Genomic DNA, 2,991 nt, shown 5'->3' on the forward strand with positions numbered 1-2,991 from the left:
GACTTAAACGAATGGGAGATTAATAAAAAGACGGAGACTTCTTATGTTGGTCAGTCAGGAGAGACATTCTCTTACCGTTGGAATGGGTCTGAGTGGGTGACTCTGGGAAAAGGAGAGCTGCAATTTGATGACAATGATAATAAAGTCTATGAGATTTATTCCAATTATGATTCTGAAAATGATCAGTGGACAAATACGGCAAAGCTTTTTCATGCATACAATGAAGAAGGTAAGAGACTCAAATATGAACTTTATACTTGGGACATCTCCGAATCAAAATGGAAAGGAGCCGACAACTATACTATTGCCTACAATAGTTATGGGAAGGATAGTAGTTTTGTTCGTTATGTCTGGGACTCCGATATAGGCGAATGGTATTTGGGAACTAAGCGCGAATACATATACAATGATGACAAACTGGCTACTGAGTTTATTGTATACAATTGGAATATTGATAACGAAGAATGGGAATATAAGAGCAGGACACGACAGTTCTTTAGTAAGGCCATTGACACCGAGGAAGTCATAGAAGATCAGATTATTGCTTACGGAGAAAATAAGGTGATTGATTGTAGTAAATTTTTCTCAACCAAAAAGGAAGCAGCCTTAAGCTATAAGGCTACACCTGATACAGGAACACTTATTTCAACTTCGATAAAGGAGGGGCAGTTGATCCTTGAAGCTATACAAAATATAAATGCGACGGATACAGTCACCCTCATTGCAACCGTTGGGGCTTATAGTATTGCTCAGCGCTTCCCGGTAAAAGTCAATATGATTACGGGAGTTAATGATAACAAAATACAAGAGGTTGTGGCGTATCCCAATCCGGCATCGGATATTATTACTCTTAGAACGGGTTCTTTTTCAAAGGAGGTTACCTGGGTACTGCGATCTTACACAGGAGAGGTGATTGAAAAAGGCAGGTTTGATGGCAATGTGGATGCAAAACAAATTGAAGTATCAGGCCTTAATTCCGGGATCTACCTTCTTAATATTTCTGATGGGACGTATAGTGTGGACCGTAAGTTGATTATCCGTTAATTTTGATTTTGCGACTTAATTTATTTGCCAATATGAAGCAGTTTATTTTTTGTGCTTTAATGTTATTTAGCACTCAGGGTTATAGTCAGGATATTTTCAAAGTACTAAAGGTTAGGGATTATCAAAAATTAGAACAATTATTGATGAAAGGGGAGTCAAGTGTTCAATACAATGAAAATGGCTTAACTCCACTTTGGATGGCTGTAGCTGAAAATGATACTGCAAGTGTTAATTTGCTTTTGAGATATGGGGCAGATATTAATCTTTCCTGTAAGAATGGTATGCCACCCATTATGGTAGGTTGTATAGCTAATGCAGTTGAAAGTGTAGCTATTCTACTTGATCACGGCGCGGATGTTAATTGGAGATCACCTGCTTCCAGTAATCAGCAGCCTATAAGGTTTGCTTCACAGGGTGGCTCTTTGAGACTGGTGAAATTACTGCTTGACCATGGAGCCGATATGGAGTCAACTCCCGATGATAAAGCAACTCCGTTGCTGGCTGCAATACATGCAAAAAAATATGATATAGCAACATTCTACTTTAATAGTGGAGCCAATGTCAACGTTTTGGGCAGAGATGGTGAATGTGTTATTCATGAAGCGATAAAAACAGGTAATCCTGATATGGTAAAGCTGTCGTTGGAACATAATGCTCCTCTAAATTATGTTGATCCAAAAGGTAAAACCACTTGGCAGCTCGCTAAGCAATCAGGTAGCCCGGAGATCAAAGCTTTAGTTAAAGAAGCACTGAAGTAAGGCAAGGCTGGCTTTTAAGGCTTGATAAATACTTAGTCAAGCCCTTATTCATCCTCTCTATACTCCAATAAATCTCCCGGTAGGCAATCCAGCGCCTTGCAAATAGCCTCCAGAGTGCTGAATCGTACAGCTTTGTTTTCCTGTTTTGAGAATGGAAAGGTTGGCTAGCGTAATATGAGTATGTTGAAGCAGGTGTGTTCCTGGGAAATAAGTCCGTAATTTTTGAATTATATTTAAGCCATGAGCAAAAAAGGAATTAAAGACATATTGCAATTAGGCCATCCTTTATTGTATCAAAAAAGTGAGCCTGTTTTACAATCAGAATTAGATGCAGTCAAAGGTTGGACAGAGGATTTGGCCAGCGCTATGGCAGAAATCCGGGACAAGTACAATTTTGGGCGGGGCATTGCAGCTCCTCAATTGGGCATAATGAAGCGGCTGATATACATCGATTTAGGTCAGCCTAAGGTTATTATCAATCCGGAGCTATCATATCTTAGCGAAGAGATGTTTGAGCTATGGGACGACTGCATGAGTTTTCCAAACCTCTTGGTTAAAGTAAAACGCCACAAGCACCTAACCCTAAGGTACCACGATGAAAGCTGGAACATGCAGGAGTGGAAAGCCTCAGATAATGAAGCAGAACTCATCCAGCATGAGTACCATCATCTCGATGGTATTTTATGCACCATGAGGGCTATTGATGATAAATCTTTTAAGTGGAGACCTTAAGGGAGCAGGGAAAGCTACCTCAATGATGAGGCAGCTTCTATTCCTTTAAAACGATCCCAAAGCGCCAAAAGCACCAAATGCTATGGCTCCGAAAATAGCCAGCACATAAATACCAATCAAAACAACCATGATTATCCCAATAAACTGATAGTGTGATTTCAGGTTTTTGAAAGCCACTGTGAGCTGGTGGTTATTTCCACTTCTTACGGCATTTCTGATGTTCGATGAAAAATTGAACAAATAATACAAAGGAAAAAAATACACCACCGCCATAACTATGTATATTAAACCGAATGCAAAGCCGGGAATAGGCATGCCGGTATCTTGCCCCATGGAAGATAGTACAGTGCCTGACATTAAGCCTGCCAGCACCATAAATCCGGTGCCAATAAAACCGAGGATGGCTATAAACTTGCCCCATTTACCGGCCACATCTAAATAACCTGCCATTTCTGAT

4 protein-coding genes and 1 pseudogene are annotated in these 2,991 nt (G+C 40.1%); 3 read left to right on the top strand and 2 right to left on the bottom strand.

The features are described 5' to 3' along the window. Together E1163_RS01330 and E1163_RS01335 are read left to right on the top strand one after the other, a co-directional pair. On the top strand, positions 1–1,044 hold a 1,044-nt coding region (locus E1163_RS01330; protein ID WP_155168726.1), incomplete at its 5' end, for a T9SS type A sorting domain-containing protein. Positions 1,045–1,076: 32 nt separating this feature from the next. After that, positions 1,077–1,802, top strand: a complete 726-nt coding sequence (locus E1163_RS01335) for an ankyrin repeat domain-containing protein (protein ID WP_155168727.1) — start codon at positions 1,077–1,079, stop codon at positions 1,800–1,802. A gap of 44 nt (positions 1,803–1,846) precedes the next feature. On the opposite strand, the pseudogene E1163_RS01340 reads toward E1163_RS01335, so the two are convergent. After that, positions 1,847–1,976: pseudogene (locus E1163_RS01340) on the bottom strand (helix-turn-helix domain-containing protein); the annotation flags it as partial. Between the two features lie 66 nt (positions 1,977–2,042). On the opposite strand from E1163_RS01340, the gene E1163_RS01345 reads away from it, so the two are divergent. Further along, positions 2,043–2,534, top strand: a complete 492-nt coding sequence (locus tag E1163_RS01345) for a peptide deformylase (protein ID WP_155168728.1) — start codon at positions 2,043–2,045, stop codon at positions 2,532–2,534. A gap of 45 nt (positions 2,535–2,579) precedes the next feature. Here E1163_RS01345 and E1163_RS01350 read toward each other — a convergent pair. Beyond that, positions 2,580–2,991, bottom strand: a 412-nt coding sequence (locus E1163_RS01350) for a DUF5362 family protein (RefSeq protein ID WP_221417897.1), incomplete at its 5' end; no start/stop codon positions are given.

This window comes from Fulvivirga kasyanovii (assembly GCF_009711405.1).
Classification (GTDB): Bacteria; Bacteroidota; Bacteroidia; order Cytophagales; family Cyclobacteriaceae; genus Fulvivirga; species Fulvivirga kasyanovii.

Excerpts from the sequence above, each read along its gene's own strand:
- E1163_RS01335 (WP_155168727.1), top strand. The coding sequence starts at position 1,077 with ATGAAGCAGTTTATTTTTTGTGCTTTAATGTTATTTAGCACTCAGGGT.
- E1163_RS01345 (WP_155168728.1), top strand. The coding sequence starts at position 2,043 with ATGAGCAAAAAAGGAATTAAAGACATATTGCAATTAGGCCATCCTTTA.